The 18,572-nt window shown below is 38.4% G+C and carries 17 protein-coding genes; 11 read left to right on the forward strand and 6 right to left on the reverse strand.

Annotated elements, in window-relative coordinates:
• Positions 1–61: 61 nt before the first annotated feature.
• From HXT30_RS03065 to HXT30_RS03115, 11 genes are all read left to right on the forward strand, one after another.
• On the forward strand, positions 62–1,198 hold the full coding sequence (locus tag HXT30_RS03065; protein WP_016791921.1) for an AAA family ATPase: 1,137 nt from the start codon (positions 62–64) through the stop codon (positions 1,196–1,198).
• Positions 1,195–2,211 (forward strand): DUF58 domain-containing protein, encoded by a 1,017-nt coding sequence (locus HXT30_RS03070; protein WP_422111801.1) that lies wholly within the window; start codon positions 1,195–1,197, stop codon positions 2,209–2,211. Before HXT30_RS03065 ends, HXT30_RS03070 begins: the two co-directional genes overlap by 4 nt.
• An 18-nt stretch (positions 2,212–2,229) precedes the next feature.
• Positions 2,230–2,778, forward strand: a complete 549-nt coding sequence (locus HXT30_RS03075) for a hypothetical protein (protein WP_016635800.1) — start codon at positions 2,230–2,232, stop codon at positions 2,776–2,778.
• 77 nt (positions 2,779–2,855) lie between these two features.
• On the forward strand, positions 2,856–3,995 hold the full coding sequence (locus tag HXT30_RS03080; protein ID WP_422111829.1) for a vWA domain-containing protein: 1,140 nt from the start codon (positions 2,856–2,858) through the stop codon (positions 3,993–3,995).
• Positions 3,992–5,029, forward strand: a complete 1,038-nt coding sequence (locus tag HXT30_RS03085; protein WP_415701363.1) for a vWA domain-containing protein — start codon at positions 3,992–3,994, stop codon at positions 5,027–5,029. Before HXT30_RS03080 ends, HXT30_RS03085 begins: the two co-directional genes overlap by 4 nt.
• Positions 4,996–5,649: a DUF6466 family protein gene (locus HXT30_RS03090; RefSeq protein ID WP_422111802.1), complete on the forward strand. Its 654-nt coding sequence runs from the start codon at positions 4,996–4,998 to the stop codon at positions 5,647–5,649. The genes HXT30_RS03085 and HXT30_RS03090 overlap by 34 nt, the downstream gene beginning before the upstream one ends.
• A 161-nt stretch (positions 5,650–5,810) precedes the next feature.
• A complete protein-coding gene (locus HXT30_RS03095) occupies positions 5,811–6,062 on the forward strand; it encodes a hypothetical protein (RefSeq protein ID WP_016801473.1) in 252 nt (83 codons plus the stop codon).
• Positions 6,062–7,684, forward strand: coding sequence for an esterase/lipase family protein (locus tag HXT30_RS03100; RefSeq protein WP_422111803.1), 1,623 nt, complete (start codon positions 6,062–6,064; stop codon positions 7,682–7,684). The genes HXT30_RS03095 and HXT30_RS03100 overlap by 1 nt, the downstream gene beginning before the upstream one ends.
• A 62-nt stretch (positions 7,685–7,746) precedes the next feature.
• Complete coding sequence (purB, locus tag HXT30_RS03105) at positions 7,747–9,189, forward strand: adenylosuccinate lyase (RefSeq protein ID WP_422111804.1); 1,443 nt, start codon at positions 7,747–7,749, stop codon at positions 9,187–9,189.
• A 58-nt stretch (positions 9,190–9,247) separates the two neighbouring features.
• Entirely contained in the window at positions 9,248–11,683 is a 2,436-nt protein-coding gene (locus tag HXT30_RS03110) for a lysylphosphatidylglycerol synthase transmembrane domain-containing protein (protein ID WP_422111805.1), read from the forward strand.
• 242 nt (positions 11,684–11,925) lie between these two features.
• Positions 11,926–12,207 (forward strand): HU family DNA-binding protein, encoded by a 282-nt coding sequence (locus HXT30_RS03115; protein ID WP_004112617.1) that lies wholly within the window; start codon positions 11,926–11,928, stop codon positions 12,205–12,207.
• A gap of 102 nt (positions 12,208–12,309) precedes the next feature.
• Here HXT30_RS03115 and HXT30_RS03120 read toward each other — a convergent pair whose 3' ends face one another.
• The 6 genes from HXT30_RS03120 to HXT30_RS03145 all read right to left on the reverse strand — a co-directional run bounded on the left by HXT30_RS03120 (position 12,310) and on the right by HXT30_RS03145 (position 18,129).
• Positions 12,310–12,720 (reverse strand): Fur family transcriptional regulator, encoded by a 411-nt coding sequence (locus tag HXT30_RS03120; protein WP_016840232.1) that lies wholly within the window; start codon positions 12,718–12,720, stop codon positions 12,310–12,312.
• Positions 12,721–12,746: 26 nt separating this feature from the next.
• Positions 12,747–13,919 carry a 5-(carboxyamino)imidazole ribonucleotide synthase gene (gene purK, locus HXT30_RS03125; RefSeq protein ID WP_422111806.1) on the reverse strand — a complete coding sequence of 391 codons (1,173 nt, stop codon included), beginning with the start codon at positions 13,917–13,919 and terminating at the stop codon, positions 12,747–12,749.
• Positions 13,903–14,367, reverse strand: a complete 465-nt coding sequence (gene purE, locus HXT30_RS03130; protein WP_415704275.1) for a 5-(carboxyamino)imidazole ribonucleotide mutase — start codon at positions 14,365–14,367, stop codon at positions 13,903–13,905. The genes purK and purE overlap by 17 nt, the downstream gene beginning before the upstream one ends.
• 181 nt (positions 14,368–14,548) lie before the next feature.
• A complete protein-coding gene (locus tag HXT30_RS03135; RefSeq protein WP_422111807.1) occupies positions 14,549–15,187 on the reverse strand; it encodes an ABC transporter ATP-binding protein in 639 nt (212 codons plus the stop codon).
• 164 nt (positions 15,188–15,351) lie between these two features.
• Positions 15,352–16,716: an ABC transporter permease gene (locus tag HXT30_RS03140; RefSeq protein ID WP_422111808.1), complete on the reverse strand. Its 1,365-nt coding sequence runs from the start codon at positions 16,714–16,716 to the stop codon at positions 15,352–15,354.
• A 42-nt stretch (positions 16,717–16,758) separates the two neighbouring features.
• A complete protein-coding gene (locus HXT30_RS03145; RefSeq protein WP_422111809.1) occupies positions 16,759–18,129 on the reverse strand; it encodes an ABC transporter permease in 1,371 nt (456 codons plus the stop codon).
• Positions 18,130–18,572: the final 443 nt, after the last annotated feature.

Below are 18,572 nucleotides of genomic sequence, written 5' to 3' on the forward strand. Positions count from 1 at the left end.
ACTTGCCAAAAATAGAAACTAAAAGAATCTAAGGTAGCGCATATCGGTTAAAATAAAACGCATGGCATTATTCCCTCCACAACCAAATAGTCAAAATAATAGCGCGAATACTGGTGTTTTCACTCTTCCACCTCAACCTCGCACGCCCGTTTCCAATGGCGTTGCTTCTAGCACAATAGACGAAGTAAATCAGCCAATATCTGTAGGCGTGTCTAACGAAAGCATTAAAAAAGCACAGCAAATAGCTGCCATTCTTCGCTCCAGATTCACGCAAACACTTGTAGGCCAAGATTCACTTAGAGAATCACTTATTTTGACACTTATTGCTGGGGGCCACATTCTTATTGAATCAGTTCCAGGACTTGCAAAAACAACTGCTGCGCAGACTCTTGCAACAGCCATGTCTGGAAGTTTTAAGCGAATTCAATGCACTCCTGATTTAATGCCAGCAGACTTAGTTGGAACACAAGTTTTTGACTTTGCTTCTCAAAGATTTACAACACAAATCGGCCCTATTCACGCAAACGTGATTCTTCTAGACGAAATCAATCGTTCTAACGCAAAAACACAATCCGCTATGCTAGAAGCAATGGCCGAAGGCGCAACAACAATCGGCGGAGAACGCATTAATCTACCTCAACCTTTTATGGTTATTGCTACGCAAAATCCTATTGAAGAAGAAGGCACTTTTAATCTTCCAGAAGCTCAAATGGATCGTTTTATGCTTAAGGCAGTTATGACTTATCCTTCACCTAGCGAAGAAGTAAGCATGTTGGAGCTTCTAACAAACAGAGGAAGCGACGTTTTTAATCCTCAAACGCTTAATAGTCAAAAAATAAGTTTGCAAGACGTTACTTTTTTGCGCGCAGCTGCTAAGCGAGTGCATGTTTCGGAAGCTGTTATGAAGTATGCTGTAGATATTGTTGCAACTTCTAGAGGCCAAGGAAGTCATCCTCTTAAAACTATTTCTTCGCTAGTTAGAATGGGAGCAAGCCCTAGAGCTTCTATTGCTTTGATTCGCATTGGTCAAGCTCAAGCTTTGCTTTCTGGAAGAGATTACGTTATTCCAGAAGATGTTAAAAAGTTTGCTCACGAAGTTCTTAGACACAGAATTCTTTTAACTTTTGAAGCTTTAGCGGATTCAATTACTAGCGATCAAGTTATTGATGCAATAGTGAAGACGGTTCCTGCACCATGATTTTTGCAAAACTGCTTAACGCTTATTCTCATCCAACTTTTTTTGCTAATAATGCTAAAAGAAGTTTGCTATGCTCCGATTCGTCTAAAAAAGTTAGAAGAAAAATCGAAGTATTAGACAATCGCCTAAATTTGCCACTTGCAAAAAAATCTTTAAGCATTTTCGAAGGAGAACATCCTTCTAGTCAAAAATTTGGCAATGGCGACTTAGTAGACGTTCACGCGTGGCAGCCTGGAGACGAAGCCAGAATGATTAATTGGAAAGCCAGCGCAAGAGTTGGCGAGCCGATGGTTTCTTCCAGGCAGCGCGAATCTTCTTCTAAAACTTGGATTCTTGTGGATTCTAGCGTAAATATGAATGCTTCTTGCGCATCTAAAAGCAATGAGCACTTGTATGAGATTGCTTCTAACACAGCATGCTTTTTTGCGTCTTTAAGCTTAAAACGCAACGATTCGCTTAATTGCGCTTTATTTGATGGAGATGATATTTTAAGAATCCCATCTTGCAGGAATCTTCCCGATTTTGAACGTAGCTTAGATATTTCACTATGCAACGCACGTAAAAAGACTAGAAATACAAATGCAATTATTGATTTTGCTAATTCGATTACACAAAAACATAGTTTGATCGTAATAATTACGGACGAATACGCTATTTTGCAAAAACATTTTAACGATTTGCAAAAAATCGCAAGTTTACATTCTTTAATAGTTGTAACAATAAATCCTGTAAACCCATTTAGCGCGTCTAAAAATATTCCAATAGTTGATGGAACAACTATGCGCAAAATACCAGCGTTTTTAATAGATAATTCATGCGCTAAAGAGGTAAAAGCACATAGAGCATTTGTAAACAACGCTTTGCACGATTGCTTAAACGCTTATAAGGCTTGCCTTATACGAGGATCTTCCAGCAGCCAAATATTCCATTCTTTAGCTAAATTTATTTGCAACGCAACTTTGCAAAATAGCGTTTTTAATGTTAAGAAGAATCAAGATTTACTCTTAGAGTAGTTTGGGTTGGTGTAATCAGTGAGTATTCTTAATGTTCAAAAGGTTCTAAACGACGAAACAATGCTACTTGCTTTTATTGGCTTAAGCATAATAGTGGCACTTTTAGCAAGCGCAACGCTCTACTTTGCTATATGCAAAATCAATCCTAAAGTTAATACTAAAAAAGATATAAAGAATGCTGCGCATACTCTAAATGCAAATAAGCAAGAATGGCGTAAAAAAATCGAGCAAGTTGTTAGCGACTATAATCAAAAAAAGATTAAAAAAGATCAAGCTTTTGCAAAATTAGCTCAAATTGCAAGACAATATGTTTCGATAATCAGTGGCGAAAACATTAAATCACATACTCTTTCAGACATAAGTTCGCTTAGAAACTCTTGGAAGAACACGCATGGAGCAGACTTATTGCGCCAAACTATTGCAGCACTATACCCTACTGAATTTGCAGATACTAAATATAATAATCAAGCTAAAAATACGGATGTTGATCAAGGCGCAAGGTGGGTTCTTGTTCTTCTTGAAAGTTGGAAAACAAAGGAGAACAAGCCAAAGGAGAATAAAAGATGACATTCTCCACTTTAAGCACATGCACTTTTGCAATACATAATTTTGCAATGCATAATTTGGCAATACCTAATTTAGAAATGAGCAAAATATTTGCTTCAACACTATTTTCAATGCGATTAAAATGGCCGCTAATCTTTGTTTTTGGCGTTTTAATAAGCGTAATCGTTGCAATATTGGCGTTTGCAATAAGTGAGATTAAAAAACGTAATTCTAAAAACTATAAAATCGAATCTTCAAAAGATTTAGAAACAAGCTTTTTAACGTCTTTTTCTTTAGACGAAGACCTTAAAGGAAGTATATGCTCAAGAAGATGGCGATTATGGAATATTTTGCGAAGAACATGCGCCTTAATGCTTTCTCTTGCTCTTTTATGCACGCTAATTCTTAGTGCAAGGCCTTCTAGAGTTTTAGACGCAAACGAGCAATCGAGTTCTAGAGATATTGTGCTTTGCTTAGACGTTTCTGGATCCACTCTTCCCTACGATTTAGAAGTTATTAACGCTTACTTAAAATTTGTTGAGCATTTTCAAGGCGAGCGCATTGGCTTGAGTATTTTTAACTCAACATCTAGAACTGTTTTTCCACTAACAGACGATTATTCGCTTGTTAAAAAGCAATTGCAATACGCTTCTAAACTCTTGGATGGAGTTCAAACGCAAGACAAAATCGACAATATGCAACAAAAGCAATATCAGCAAATTTCTACATGGCTTGATGGAACTCAAAATCGAAAAGAAGCAACATCTTTAATCGGAGATGGTCTTGTTAGTTGTGCTGCAATGATTCCAGGAGTTGTGTACGGCTCTTCTAACAATTCTAAAAAGCCTCATAATCGCCTTAATCGCAGTGCTTCTATTGTTTTAGCAACAGACAATGTTGTTTCTGGAAAGCCGTCTTATTCGCTTAAAGCAGCTTTGGATTTAACAAAACAAGCGAATATTCAAGTTGATGGATTGTATTCTGGGTCTGCTCAAAGCGAAAACGAGGCAACCACTAGGCAAATGCGTGATCTAATTACTCAAAACGGAGGTATTTTCTTAACGCAACATAACGCTGATTCTGTAATGGCTTTGGTTCGTAAAATCGAGCAGCAACATACGAGTATTCCAAATGATTCATCTCAATCAGCTTTAAGCGATGACCCTAGTATTGCAACAATTTTAGCGGTTATTTTTGCGTCTCTTTGGCTTATTTTTGCAAGAAGGATAAAACGATGAGAATATATTTTAGTTGGATTTCGTTAATCTTAATTGCAATTCTTGCCGTTTTAGCACTATTTGAGATTTTCCCGCTAAAACGCAACTCTTATAGCACAGATGAAACTGTTTATATGCGTGTTCGCAGAGTTTTAATATGCGTTTTGCTTGCGATTTGCGCATTATGCCCATGCATTATGAAAAGCACTTTTCAACGCTCTCTTAACGCTACAAACGTAATATTTGTTTTAGATGTTACTGGTTCTATGAACGTTAATGATTCTAAAGACTTAAACAACAATCTCACTACTAGGTTTAACAGCGCAAAGCAAATAATAAAGCAAGTTACGAATAATTACGCAAACGCAAGCTTTAGCGCAATAAGATTTGGAGCGTCTTCTAGCGTTGACGTTCCACTAACTCCAGACGCAAATGCCATTGAAAATTGGGTTAATACTATTAACACAGAGCCTGTTGGAGTTTCAAACGGAACGAGCTTAGACGCTCCTCTAGATAAGACTCTTCTTGCCGCTCAAGCGATTCACAACGCTCATCCTCAAGATGTTACTGTTTTGTATTTAATTAGCGATGGCGAAGAAACCACTAGCAGAAAGCGCAGAACATTCTCATCTTTGCGCGGCTACATAAATCATGCTTACGTAATTGGTGTTGGCTCTAAAAATGGCGGAAAAATACCAAATAAAAGCACTAAGTTGGATGATTTAGACGATATTAACGTAACTGATTCTTCTATAAAACAGTCTGAAAAATGGGTTATTGACCCTTCTACAAAAAAGCCTGGAATTTCTAAAATGGATTCAAAAAATCTTAAGAATATTGCAGACGAGCTTAGTGGAAAATATATTGATTCCAGTAAAGACCATTCTATTGGCGTAGAAGCAAAGCAAATTCTTTCTAAACAATGGAGACAAAACAACACTGTTAAGCCAAGACTTAGGCCTGAGCCAATCGTTTGGCCGTTTGCTATTCTTGCAAGTGTATTAATTCTTTGGGAATTGGCATGCTGGATTACAAAATCGAGGAAGCTTATATGATTATCAAAATCACACCTAAGTCATTCCTAAGATTTTCTATTATTGCAATATCTTCTATTGTTATATTTTTATGCATGGTTTCAATCTATTTAATTGCAACTAATCTTAAAGCAGAATCAACGTATAACGCTGCTACAAAAAGTCTTATAAACAACATAAATGCATCGAAAAAAGTTGATGCAGATAAAGAAACGTTGGTTGTATCTCAAAAACAGGTTGATGACCAATTTAACGAAGCAAAATCGCCTTACACGATTTTAATGCCGCACTTATTAAAAAGCATTAATCATAACGCAATAATATCTAAAGAGCTTACTAAAAGCTTGCAAAAGCAACTTAACCAAGATAAAAAAGATACGGATTCTAATGCGCAAACAAGCCAAAATAATCGCAAAAACATGATTAATAAAGCGCAAGAAAAATCCAACGAATCCAGCTTAAGCGATTCGCAAAAAAGTAAAATTCAAGACTTGCTAAAGCAAAATAATCAAAGCGATTCTAGCCAAAATTCGCAAAATCAATCAAATCAAAATAGCGATGATTTCACTAAAGACGAATCAAACAAGAATGAAAAAACTAAGTCTTCTAAAAAAGAAGACTTAAGTAATAAGCCTTGGTAGGTCGCGCTAAAATTTGCGATAAAATTCGTTAAAAAAAAATCGTAAAATTCGTTAAAAAAACTACTTAGAACGCAAAAGCCTTATATTTCAAGGCTTATAGCCTTTAACCACATTGCAAGAATTTTCGTGACTATTTGAAAAACATTGTGTGTAATGTTTGTATGCACATATTTAACGACTACCAATGGCTGTTAGAAAGAACAGAACAATGCTCTAACAGCGTGCTTAGCGAAGCACACTCAAACACGCTTAAAGACTGGCACGGAAGAGCCGCAAACGCCTTTAACGAACAGATGGCTAAAACTGCTAGAGAAGCATGCCAAATCAGCTACGTTAACACTAGTTTTGTTGACGGTGATTTTATTAACGCTAATTCTACTTTTAGATCGATGCTAAATTTTGGGGGTAAATAATGCCTTGGAGAGTAAAATCTACAATAACTGGCGGAGAACCTCTTAGCGTTGCTGATTCTAACGCGTATAGAACAAAAGCTGCAAGACTTAGTGAACTATCAAACAATTTTCACTCACTAAGCGCTTGTTGGATGCAAACCGCAATGCAAATCGAAAGCCAAAAAGCAGCTCTTGTACAAAACCAAAACAACTGTTTTAGCGAAAACATTAATCAACATGCTTTGCAAAACTTGCCTGATTCTAACGAATGCAGAATAAAGTCAAGCCAATGCGAATCAATGTCTAACAATCTTAGTGAATTAGCAACTCTAATAGTCAGAGCAAATAACTTATATTCTCAAGCAGAATACAAAAATAGAGAAACCTTAGATAACCTTGTGTCTATTGGAACTACCATCTTCCCTATTGCTGCAGTACCATTCTTTGCAAGCGTAGGATTCAGCGCGATTTTAGACATGACTCAAAAAAGTGGCATGAAAAACTTTTCTAAGTGGAGCCACGCAACAGCTCCTATTCAGCAAGGATTTATTAGAGGCTTTTCTAAACATTTTCTAATAAACCCCGTAACAGGAATCCCTATTCGTCTTTTTTCTAGCATTCAAGAAAAGAACGATGTAAAACATTCAAAAGCGCCAGTTTCCACTTTTGCAAGCGCATTAAGCTTGTTTAGCGCAAAAATCAACGATGCAAACCAAGGGAACAATCTTAAAGTAACAAAATTAGTTTTGCCTAAAAACACACAATCTAAAATATTTCTCTATAAGGTAAACAATATTGATCAAGCGCTTGAAAATCTTAACAGCCTTGCTAGCGGAAATCTTTCGGTGCATCCTCCAAAAACAAATCCAGATGCTGCAACAATCGCAATTCAACGTTTTAGACAAAAAGACGGTAGCACGTCTTGGCTTGTTACAATACCTGGAACCGACGGTAAACCAAAGTCTCCTTTTGGATGGCCTCAAAATGCAGAGGTTATGAGCAGTTCTAGAAGCGTAAGAATGAACGCAGACAGCACAAGAATGGTTGTAGAAGCTATGAAAAAGAGCGGAATTAAAGCGAACGACAATGTTGTTCTTGTTGGACATTCTCAAGGAGGAATAGTTGCTGCAGGAATTGCTAGCGACTATTCAAAACAATACAACATAAAACATGTTGTAACTGCTGGGTCTCCAATAGCAAACCACGCAATCCCAAGCAAAACTTGGGTTACAAGCATAGAAATGGAAGACGAGCTAGTTCCAACATTAGACGGAGCAAGTAATCCGAGCAGAAATAATTGGGTTACGATTCACGCAGTTGCAAGTAAAGCAGTTGCAAGTAAAAGCGCTAATCGAATTAAAAGAAAAGAAGAAGATGAGGAAAATGTCTCTAAACAAAATCGTAATAAGATTGGCAACACAAATCGCAACACAAAAAATATTTTTGAAAAAGACGGAATATTAGTAAAAAATGTACCAGAAGAAGGAACACTCACACACGATTTGAACTATCATCAAGCAGCATATACAGACGCTCACCAACTTGCGTCTAAAGAAATTAGAACTCAAGAATCACATTTTAATAAGATATTAAGCGGAAAATTAGAAGAAACAACATTGTGGCAAGGTGTTATGCAACACTAATGCAAAGTAAAATAGCAACGCTCAAAACTTAGTAGTTTTTGCCATGCTGTAACCTTTAGAGTATGAAGCTTACTGATATTTGCCCTGCTATTGCTTTGACTCCTCTAGATGGAAGATACCACAACCAAACCGCAAGCCTTGTAGAATATTTAAGCGAACCAGCATTAAACCGCGAGCGCATGCGTGTAGAAGTTGAATGGATGATTCTTCTAGCAAACGGTTATAAGGGAAACGATTTTAAGACGATTGTAGATGGCGTAAAGCCTTTAACAGATGAGGAATGCGATTATTTGCGCGCAATCCCAGAAAACTTTGGAGAAGAAGGCATAAAACGCCATGCTGCTCACGAAGCTGTTACGCATCACGACGTTAAAGCTGTTGAATACTATATTGATGACGAGTTAGACAAAGCAGAGCAAGTATTAGGGCATAAAACCCAGCTTAGCAATCTTAAAACATTGGTTCATTTTGCTTGCACAAGCGAAGATATAAACAATCTTTCTATAGCTCGTTGCGTAAAAAACGCTGTTGAAAACGTGTATAGGCCAAATTTGCAAGCTATTGTTGATTACTTGACTCAAAAAGCGCAAGAGTATAGAGATATGCCAATGCTATCGCTCACTCACGGCCAGCCTGCAACTCCTACAACTTTAGGTAAAGAACTTGCTGTGTTTGTTTATAGGCTAAATCGCCAGATAAAACACCTTAACTGCCAAGAGTATCTTGGAAAGATAAATGGTGCTACTGGAACTTTTGGCGCTCATCTTGCTGCTTTCCCTAATGTTGATTGGCTTAACGTTTCTAAAGAATTTGTAGAAAACAGAATGGGTCTTTGCTTTAATCCTCTTACAACACAAATCGAAAGCCACGATTGGCAAGCGGAACTTTATAGCACTGTAAGTCACATTAATCATATTCTTCACAATCTTGCTGTAGACGTGTGGATGTACATTTCTCGCGGCGTTTTTGTGCAAGTTCCTGTTAAAGGTGCTACTGGGTCTTCCACAATGCCTCACAAAGTTAACCCTATTCGATTTGAAAACGCGGAAGCAAATCTAGAGATTTCTTGCGCACTTTTCGACACTCTTTGTGCAACGCTTACCGAAAGCCGCTGGCAGCGCGATTTAACAGATTCCACTACTCAAAGAAACGTTGGATCCGCATTCGGCTACGCTCTTCTTGCTTTGAACAATCTTCTTGGCGGCTTAAAGTCAATTCATCCAAACACGCAAATGATGAGCGAAGAGCTTAACAACAATTGGGAAGTTCTTGGAGAGCCAATCCAAACTGCTATGCGCGCTCAAGAAATTGCTGGCGTAGAAGGAATGGAAAAGCCGTACGAGCAAGTTAAAGAGCTTATGCGCGGTCATAGTATTTCTAGACAAGATGTTGAAGATTTTATATCTTCTAGAAACTTCGATGCTCAGACTGCAAATAGGCTAAAAAATCTTACTCCAGAATCTTATACTGGAATTGCATCACGTTTGGTGGATTTTATTCAATAACTATTTTGTTCAATAACTTATTAAACATTAATAACTATTAATAAATAAACGGTGTACTATGCAATCGCAAGTAAAAGATGATTTAGTTATTAACGACGTTGAGCCTAAGCTAGTTCGCAATTGGGCAGATTTAATCTACTCAATTGCATCTGCTGGCGTAGCTACAGCAGTAGTGTTATTTGCAACGTGTTTTTCGGGAACAACAGCAGGAGTAGAACACGACGCAAAAAATGCTGGGAAGATTATTGAGTGGATTGTAAAAGGACTTCCATCTTCTCTTTTTCAGCAAGCGCTTACAATCGCAATTGTTGCTGGCGTAATCGTATCAATGATCGATTCGAAAAAATGGATTAATACAGCAATATCAACAATAACTTTGCTTTTAACGTATCCGCTTGTATGGTACATTTCCTACATTCTTACAACGCTAAACAATCCTTCGATATTCGCATCGTTTAATTCGATTTCCAATAGTCATGGCACAGAATTATTGCCAGACATGTACGCGGTTTTGGTTGCTTTTCTAACTGTTAGCGGACCTAGAAGAGATAACAAAATCGTAAAACTCTCTTGGCAAGCGCTGCTAATTGCGTCTCCAATATTAATCGTAACTTCTTGGCATTCGCTAACAGGCGCATTAACATCTTGGTGCATTGGACGTTCTTTTGGAACACTAATTCGGTTTATTAAGGGAACGCAAAGCAAGGGAGCATGGGGCAAAGATATTGTTGAAGCACTAGAAAACATTGGCATTACGCATCTTGTTCAGCTTAATAGAAGAACACTAACAACCGACCATAGTGGAGTTCTTAAGTCTAGTCTTGACGACGATTTGATTGAAAATTCAAGGCTATACGATGCGATTGATATTCACGGAACAAGATACGTTATATCTGTATTAGACAACCAAGTGCACTTGCCTGGGTATCTAAATCAGCTATGGCAATGGGTTAAGCTAATTGATATTCCAGTTAGACGAGACCGTTCTGCAAGACACTCAATACATCACCATCTTTCTATGCTACTTGCTCTTAGAAACTTGCATCTTGCAACAGCAAACGTGTATGGGGTAACAGACCTAGAAAAATCATCAATAATGGTATTTCATACTAGTAATGTTCTTGTTCCTTGCAATCTAAACACACTTACATCTAAAGACGCTCAAAGACTTATGCAATATCTTGATATTGCTAACTCTAGAGGCATTACACACAGAAGAATAGGACCCGAATCGCTTGCGCGACTAGAAGATGGAACTCCCCTAATTGCAGGTTGGCAAAATGGCGATGTTGCCAGTGATTCAACTAATATTGCTTTAGATAAAGTTCAACTTTTAACAATAATCGCATCTTGCATTGATGCAAAAACTGCTGTTGAATCAGCAATAAGCGTTTGGGGCACAAATAAGGTTGCGCAAATACTCCCATTTATTCAAAAAGCAGCTGTTCCAGCATCTGTAAGGTCACTTTCTTCTTGCAATAAAAAACTTTTTGAAGATCTTAAAAATGAGATTAGTAAAAAAGTTTGCGCGCTTAACAACGAAGAAGACTACGACACTGTACGCTTGGCACGTTTTAATATTCGATTCTTTGTTAGCTTAATCCTTATTATTGCTGCGATTTCGGCTATTGTTACTCAATGGCATCCGCAAGAATTTATTTTTGCGCTCAAAAAAGCAGATAGCGTGATGGTCTTTGCTTGCTTTGCATGCAGCATGCTTGCTTGGGTTGGGTCTTCTATTACGCTCGGATCTTTTATGGATGATTCAAAGCCAAATGCTGGTGTTTTATTTACATCGCAAGCAGCTTCTGGCTTTACTGCCGTGTCTATGCCAGCTGGAGTAGGTCCTGCGTTTGTAAACATGCAACTTATAAAGAAAAATGGTAGTTCAACATCTCAAGCAACAGCGATTACAAGCGCAGTATGGCTTTTGCAATCGCTAGTAACCGCTCTTGTTATATTTAGCGTTGGAATTTTTACTGGTAAAAACCTTCTTTCTGGAATGATTCCTACACATATGCTTATCACCGTAATAGGAATTGTTACTATAATCCTATGCGCGTTTATGGCGATTACTCCTATTCGCAAATTTATACGCAAAAAATATCTTCCAATTCTTTCGGACTATGGCAAACAGATAAAAGAACTTGTAACTAAACCAAAACAGCTTTTTAACGGCACTTTGGGCGGTTTGATTCTTGTTTTTGCAACAGGACTAGGATATTGGATTGCTCTTTTGGCTTTTGGATACTACGCAAACCCTTGGGAAACAGTCCTGCTGTTCTTAGTAGCAAACACTGCAGGATCTGCTGTTCCAACACCTGGCGGATTGGGAGCTGTTGAAGCATCTTTGACTTTTGCATTCACTTCGGTTGGCGTTCCTCCAACAATCGCATTATCTGCAACTCTTCTTTACCGCCTTATGTTCTATTGGTTACGAATACCAATAGGCGCTTTTGCAATGAAAAGTCTTAGCAATAAGGGATTAATTTAATAACAAATTAGTGTAAATTTAACTAGTTAAAAAAGAATATATTTAGTTAAAAACCGCATAAATAAGCCTATATAAGGCATTTTTGCGGTTTTTATGCACTTTATTCACTAAAAAAAGTAAAAAATCGTAAAAAAATCTTAATAAAACGCTGAAAAACCGCGCATTTGTAGGGAAAATGTACTAATATCTATGAGTGAAAGTGGTCTTTGGAAGAGAAGGCCCCTAACACAAAGGATGCTTGTATGGCATACAACAAGTCTGATCTCGTTTCGAAGATCGCTCAGAAGTCCAACCTTACCAAGGCACAGGCCGAGGCCGCTGTCAACGCATTCCAGGATGTGTTCGTTGAGGCTTTGCAGTCTGGCGAAGGATTGAAGCTCACTGGTCTGTTCTCCGCTGAGCGCGTAAAGCGCGCAGAGCGCACTGGCCGCAACCCACGTACTGGCGAAACCATTAAGATTCCTGCATCTTACGGTGTTAGAATCTCCGCTGGTTCTTTGCTTAAGAAGGCTGTTACTGAGTAGGTTGAACCTTTAAGCGTAGACTTACAAGAACGAGGAACATTCCCAAAGTTGGATTTGTTCCTCGTTCTTTTGTTTTATGCGCTGTGTTTTATGCGCTCTAAATCAGTGCTCTAGTTTCTCACTATTGCAATCTTTACAAAGCCCAAACACTTCCAAAGTGTGGTCTATAACCGTGTATCCATGAGATTCAGCAATCTTATGAATCCAACCTTCATCATCTGGAGGCTCTATGTCTACAGTTTTCCCACACTTTTCGCACACAAGATGATGATGATGCGTGTTCTCGTCGCAAATCCTAAAAAGCTGCTGACCATTAAAACGCACAGTATCAACATCTCCGCTTTGTGCAAGCGTATTAAGCTGGCGATAAACGGTTGCAAGCCCAATGATTTCGCCATCTTCCACAAGCGCGCGATGCAAATTTTGAGCAGAAACAAAATTACGCGAAGCTTTTAAATGCTCAAGAACTGTTTCCTTTTGCTTAGTGTTTCTGCGTATTGGCTCACCAACCATTATTCAACCTTTCGCCGCAAAATCTTTTAATCAAGCTCGTCATCCCAACAACCTGTAGAGTCTAACACATTAGCTTCCTCAACAGGATTATTGCAAAGAACAGTAATATGACCCATTTTGCGATTCTTACGAACCTGTGCCTTGCCGTAGTCGTGAACATGCCATTCTGGATGCTCCGCAATAAGCGCGCGAGTAGGTGCAACATGCTGACCTAAAACATTAACCATAACAGCCGCAGAAAGCAGCTTAGGCTCTTTTAGTGGCCATCCAACAATACCGCGAACATGAGCTTCAAACTGATCCATATCGCAAGCTTCAATCGTATAATGCCCCGAATTATGCGGGCGCGGTGCAAGCTCATTTACTACTACGCGATTATCTTTAGTAATAAACAGCTCAATTCCAAGCGTTCCAGCAAGCTTAAATCCTTGAGCCAATCTAAGCGCTAAACTATGCGCAGCTTCTTGAACCTTAGCATCAACATTTGCAGGAGCCAAAGTCATGTGCAAAATGCTATTGTGATGCACGTTTTTTACAAGCGGATAAGTCACAAATTCGTTGCCATTTCCCGAAACAAGAATTGATGCTTCAAAAGCAAAGTCAACAAAACCTTCGAGAATAGAAGGCGGCATCTCTTGGCCATTTTCTACGCGCTTACAAACATTATCAACGTCTTCTTGAGTGCGCAAAACGTCTTGACCGTGGCCATCGTAACCGCCTCTGCGCGTTTTAAGAATTGCAGGCAGCCCGATTTCTTCGATTGCTTTATCTAAATCGTCTAAATTGTTGACTTCACGCCATTTAGCAGTTTCAATACCATGATTGTTAATAAAGCTTTTTTCAAAAACACGGTCTTGCGTAACTCGCAATAAGTCGGTTCCTTGAGGAACTGCAACTAAATCGCGCACACCATCTAAAGCATCTGCGTTTACGTTTTCAAATTCGTACGTAAGCACATCGCAACTTTTAGCAAGCTTTTTTAAGGCTTCTAAATCATCATATTCAGCTTCGACTTGAAAATCCGCAACTTGGAACACTGGGCAATTATGCGCTGGATCTAAAACGCCGATTTTAAAGCCCATTCTTCTAGCAGCAATCGCCATCATGCGACCAAGCTGACCGCCGCCTATAATTCCAATAGTTGCCCCTGGCATTAAGCACTTTACAGCACCATTAGTGGCTTCACATAAGCTCGGCATTAGATTCCTCAACCTTCTTTTTTAATTCTTTGCGGTATTCTTCAAGTTCTTCTTCTAGGCGACTATCTGTTGTGCTAAGCATGCTTACAGCAAGCAAGCCCGCGTTTGTAGCGCCAGAATTGCCAACGGCGGTTGTTGCAACTGGAATTCCGCCAGGCATTTGCACTATAGAAAGCAAAGAATCCCAGCCCGAAAGAGCATGGGATTTTACAGGAACACCAACAACTGGAAGCGTTGTTTGAGCAGCAATCATGCCTGGTAAGTGTGCAGCTCCACCAGCGCCAGCAATAATCACGCGAAAACCGTTTTTTCTAGCACTATGCGCAAAATCTGCCATAAGTTCTGGAGTGCGATGTGCAGAAATAACTTGCTTTATATACGGCACTCTAAATTTTTCTAAGATTTCGCATGCGTGACGCATTGTTTCCCAATCGCTAGAAGAGCCCATAACAACTGCCACAACAGGTTTTGAATCTAAAATATCTGCCACAACAACCTCCCGTATATGCGTAAATACGCAGCTTATGCGCAAAGTTTATACGCAAGTTTTACTTTACGCATAAGCACGGAAAAATGGCTAATAATTGGTGTTTTATTAGTGATTTATTGGTGTTTTATTAGCTTCTTTATTACTTCTTTATTAGCTGCTTATTTTTAAGAACATATTTTACGTCTGCAGCATCCGCAACATCGCTAGAATGCGTTACAACAATCACGCATTTTCCGCGTTTATGAGCGGCATCTTTTAAGATTGCTATAACTTCTTTAGTGGTGTTTGGATCCAAGCTACCTGTTGGCTCGTCGGCAAGAATAACAGGCGCAGAAGATACAAGCGCTCGCGCAATAGCTACGCGCTGCTGCTGGCCTCCCGAAAGCTTTGTTATATTTCTAGTGGACTCGTCTTCGCTAAGACCCAGCTCTTTAAGAATCGTAGAATCCGCCTTTGGGCTAACAAGACGCAAGTTTTCTACAGGAGTCAAATAGTCGATTAGATTAAAACTCTGGAAAACTAAAGAAACATTGTTCTTACGATGATTAGCATAACCACCATTCTTTGAAATATCTTGCCCGTTAAACAATACTGTTCCGCTTGTTGGCGAGTCTAAACCAGCTAGAAGAGATAGCATGGTGGATTTTCCAGCTCCAGATGGCCCCGTTATGCTATAGATTTTTCCAGCTTCAAAATCTGCATTAACATTTTTAAGAACCGCAATATTAGTTGCTCCATAAGAGTAATCAACGTTGTTTAGTTTTAATAAAGTTGTCATAATAAACTCCAATATTCTATTAATCTGTGTTTTATGAATCTATATTTTTATGAATCTGTGTTATAAATTTATCTATTATTTTTATGATTATTTTGGCCTGTACACATTTCCGCAAACTAATCGCAAGCGCTATATGCATACAAAATACGCCACTTTAATCTCCTCTAACTAATTGAGCTGAGTATAGAACGCGGCTTTTTAAACATTATTGGCGCAAGAGCAATACATAGAGATACAAACGCTATAGCAAATCCTATAAGAATAGCAAACGCTGTTTGGCTAGTTAGCAAAGGCTGATTTGATGAGTACGTAATTGCACCATTTGCAACATTTGCTAATAGCATTGATCCAACACTAGACGATATTGCAGCACTAATCGCAGTAGACAGCACTGAGCAAAATGCGGATATTATAAAAACTTCTATAATCATTTGCAAAGCTATAACACGTTTTTCTACACCAATTGCCATTAAAACGCCAACTTCGTGAATCCTTCCTCGTACCCAAAATACAAGAACTAAGCCAAGAATTATTACTGCAACAATCGCAAGGCAAAATAGAATCATAAACACTAATTGCCTAACTGTTTTTACAGATTGAAGAACAGAGGCAAATCTTTGCGCATTATTTTCTACAGAAAGCATGCCGTTGCCATAGTTTTTAGCGATTTTATTGGCTTCTTTTAAAGCTTTTTCTAGATTATTTGGATTTTGCATAACACACTTTATAGAACTGCGATTTTTACTTCCAAACAAGTAAAAAGCGGATTCTAAATCAGTTATTACGCGATTTTCGGAAGAATCGGAAGGAAGCGCACCTTTTGTTTGCATCTTGCCAGAAAAAATGCCAACAACCTTAAGATTAATGCTTTTGCTGCCTTGTTTTAGAGTTAAAACAGACCCGAGTTTAAGATTATTTTGTTGAGCAAAGCTCTTGTGAATTATTGCAGATTTCGCGCGCTTAGAGTCGCCAGGTGCCGAAGAATCAATATGGCTGCCTTCATCAAGCTTATATAATCCTTCTTGGAATCCCTGCGCTAACTGTGATTTAGTTGTTCCCGTTATTGAAACAAGCGAGAACATTTCATCATTGTCTAAACGCGGACCATTTACTGGCGCTACAATTTTAGCGTTAACAGGATTTGCTAAAACATCTTTTTCTTCTGCAATGGTTTTTACTCCACTAATCCTTTTAAATTTTGCAATAAGACTTTCGGGAATTCCTTCGTTTTTTTGCAAATCTTGAGGAATATCTTGCTGCGATTGCTTAGCGGAGTCACCAGTAGAATCACCAGTAGAATCGCTGGAAGATTCAGACTCTGGCAAAGTCTGCCCTTGCGTTTTTGCGTAAACGCTAAAACCTAAGCCAATGCTGGAAGTTATTTGATTCTCTAGATTTTTTACGCAAGAAATAACACTCGCTTGGCAAATAAGCGCGCTAAGAACAACCGTAATAATCAACGCTAAAATAGCGCTACGCCTTGGTTTTCTAACTATAGCTAGCCAAGATCTTTTTATAATTTGAGTCATTTTACCACCTACTTTTGCACGTCAACTACTTTTGCATGCCAACTACTTTTGCATGCCAAGCAAATCTCTAGGAGACTTTCGCAAAATAGGAAGATAAGACAACGCAACCGCAACAATAATAATCATTAGAACCATTAATGACGATTGAATTAAGCAATCTAAGCTAACTTGAACAGCAATCTTATCTAAAGTTCTAGTGGCCATGCTTGATTCCAAGTTTCCTCCAGCTTGACCCATTGAGCTAAGCTGCTGCGCGGCGGAATTTTTTACCGATCCTAATGCGCAGTCGCTAAACCATGGAGATATTGCGCTAGCAAAACCATAGCCTATTGCAATAGCTGGAATCGCAAGTAGCACAAGCTCAAAAAGCTGCTGCAACACAAGTGAAACTTTTCCAACGCCAATGGAAGTTAAAACTCCAATTTCTTTTCTACGCTCATTAATCCAAAGAATAAGAACCAATCCAAGAGCTACAACAGCAAACGCGCTTACTGCAATAACCGTTATGTTCATCATGGATTTTACGCCTTTTGCTGCGCCAATCATGCCTTGTACAAACTGGTCATCTCGAGTAATCTGATAGTTTTGCAAATCAATCGGCAGCTTAGACGCTTCTTCAATCACAGAATCTGCGTCCACTCCTTTTTTAACCTTAAAACTTGCGTCCTGGTATATCTCTTTTCCAGGCTTATATTTGTAAAGCTCTCTGGTTGTTTTTAAATCTGTATACACAGTATTTGCAGTTAATTCTGCACGCGTTGCAACTGGGCGATTGTTAGCTCCGCCGTAAATTCCAACTATGCGTGTTTTTACTTGCTCCGTAGAATGGTTAAGGTTATCGGCGTCAAACGGGTTTGCTTTAAGTGTTAACGAATCCCCTAATTTTAAGCCATTTAGTTTTGCTAAATCTTCGTGGATTAAGGAAGCATGCTCATCTGATTCGCGCAAAGCCCTTCCTTTAACCATGTGAATTGATTTTGTTTTGAACGCATTTAAGCCCTTAGAAGAGTTTGTTCCTTCTAGATTTACAGCATTGCCAAATTGCTTTTCTCTGCGCGCATCGTAGTCTTGAACACCTTTGATTCTCGCTGCTTTTGCATCAACTAAATCGGCTGTAACATTTTGACGCAAAACATACGAATCAACGTTTTTTAGTGACGCGATTTTTTTAACATCACTTGGTTTAACGGTTCCCGCTCCCCTAGGAGTTCCAGGATTTACTTGCGGATTATTTGCTAAAACAAAACTAGATTCTGCTTGTTCTTCTACCTTTTTGCCTTCTTTTTCTGCAGCAATCGCAACTGCAGAAGATGCTAGCAAAAGCGTTGAAATCAAAGCTAGTATTACAAACACGATTGCTGTTTTTACTCTTTTTCTCAAAACGTAGCGTATTGCGCGAGAAATAAATGTCATTGACTACCATCCTCATCGAACACTTGTAGTTAAATCGTAGTTATTCAATCATTAATATCAGTACTAAGTACAAGCCGCACGAATAATACAAAATCGTATAAGCCACAAAATCGTATAGCCACACAGCAAGTACAATCACGTAGCCTATATTATTTACCCTTATAAAACACTGTGAATAATCTGTTTATTATCTTCAAAAATCTTAGAAAATTTTATGAAAATTACTGATTTTCAATGAAAAATATATGACATGTTGTTATAATCATTTGAAATAATTTATGTGACTAAATGTTAATGAAAGAAAATTTATTAATCGATTAGCAAGTTTTACAACTTGAGACTTTAGAGTCAAAAAAATTTATTTTGTATGATTTAACTAGGATTTGCATGATACTTTTGTAGGATTTGCATAGATAAATGCGTATAAAGAACAAGGCGAGCAC

The sequence above is a fragment of the Gardnerella sp. DNF00571G genome, assembly GCF_049262695.1.
Classification (GTDB): Bacteria; Actinomycetota; Actinomycetes; order Actinomycetales; family Bifidobacteriaceae; genus Bifidobacterium; species Bifidobacterium piotii.

Excerpts from the sequence above, each read along its gene's own strand:
- purB (WP_422111804.1), top strand. The coding sequence starts at position 7,747 with ATGAAGCTTACTGATATTTGCCCTGCTATTGCTTTGACTCCTCTAGAT.
- purK (WP_422111806.1), bottom strand. The coding sequence starts at position 13,919 with ATGCCGAGCTTATGTGAAGCCACTAATGGTGCTGTAAAGTGCTTAATG.
- HXT30_RS03065 (WP_016791921.1), top strand. The coding sequence starts at position 62 with ATGGCATTATTCCCTCCACAACCAAATAGTCAAAATAATAGCGCGAAT.
- HXT30_RS03115 (WP_004112617.1), top strand. The coding sequence starts at position 11,926 with ATGGCATACAACAAGTCTGATCTCGTTTCGAAGATCGCTCAGAAGTCC.
- HXT30_RS03095 (WP_016801473.1), top strand. The coding sequence starts at position 5,811 with ATGCACATATTTAACGACTACCAATGGCTGTTAGAAAGAACAGAACAA.
- HXT30_RS03145 (WP_422111809.1), bottom strand. The coding sequence starts at position 18,129 with ATGACATTTATTTCTCGCGCAATACGCTACGTTTTGAGAAAAAGAGTA.
- HXT30_RS03120 (WP_016840232.1), bottom strand. The coding sequence starts at position 12,720 with ATGGTTGGTGAGCCAATACGCAGAAACACTAAGCAAAAGGAAACAGTT.
- HXT30_RS03100 (WP_422111803.1), top strand. The coding sequence starts at position 6,062 with ATGCCTTGGAGAGTAAAATCTACAATAACTGGCGGAGAACCTCTTAGC.
- HXT30_RS03140 (WP_422111808.1), bottom strand. The coding sequence starts at position 16,716 with ATGACTCAAATTATAAAAAGATCTTGGCTAGCTATAGTTAGAAAACCA.
- HXT30_RS03080 (WP_422111829.1), top strand. The coding sequence starts at position 2,856 with ATGAGCAAAATATTTGCTTCAACACTATTTTCAATGCGATTAAAATGG.
- HXT30_RS03110 (WP_422111805.1), top strand. The coding sequence starts at position 9,248 with ATGCAATCGCAAGTAAAAGATGATTTAGTTATTAACGACGTTGAGCCT.
- HXT30_RS03135 (WP_422111807.1), bottom strand. The coding sequence starts at position 15,187 with ATGACAACTTTATTAAAACTAAACAACGTTGATTACTCTTATGGAGCA.
- HXT30_RS03070 (WP_422111801.1), top strand. The coding sequence starts at position 1,195 with ATGATTTTTGCAAAACTGCTTAACGCTTATTCTCATCCAACTTTTTTT.
- HXT30_RS03090 (WP_422111802.1), top strand. The coding sequence starts at position 4,996 with ATGCTGGATTACAAAATCGAGGAAGCTTATATGATTATCAAAATCACA.
- purE (WP_415704275.1), bottom strand. The coding sequence starts at position 14,367 with ATGGGCTCTTCTAGCGATTGGGAAACAATGCGTCACGCATGCGAAATC.
- HXT30_RS03085 (WP_415701363.1), top strand. The coding sequence starts at position 3,992 with ATGAGAATATATTTTAGTTGGATTTCGTTAATCTTAATTGCAATTCTT.